Origin of the sequence: Paenibacillus sp. 598K (assembly GCF_003851045.1) — a bacterium.
GTDB lineage: Bacteria > Bacillota > Bacilli > Paenibacillales > Paenibacillaceae > Paenibacillus_D.
Map to the genome: position 1 here is coordinate 1 of NZ_BFBX01000191.1, position 233 is coordinate 233.

General features: G+C 54.1%; 1 protein-coding gene. It reads left to right on the forward strand.

Annotation, left to right across the window (positions count from 1 at the left end; translation table 11 throughout):
* Window positions 1-233, forward strand: a 233-nt coding sequence (locus PA598K_RS37495; RefSeq protein WP_221414203.1) for a hypothetical protein, incomplete at both ends; no start/stop codon positions are given.

Genomic DNA, 233 nt, shown 5'->3' on the forward strand with positions numbered 1-233 from the left:
AGCTGGGATGAAGTTAACCATGCAGATACGTACGAAGTAACGATTGAAATCGAAGGCCAAGAGCCACGCGTCATTGTAGTGAACGAAGGAACGGAGCTGGACCTGTCGGGCTTGGAGCCTCCGCTGGCACCGGGCACATACAACGTGACGGTTATCGCGAAGTCGAACAACCCGGCGTACACAGATTCGGATCCGTCCGAAGAAGTGACGTATGAAGTCCCAGTCCCTGTTGT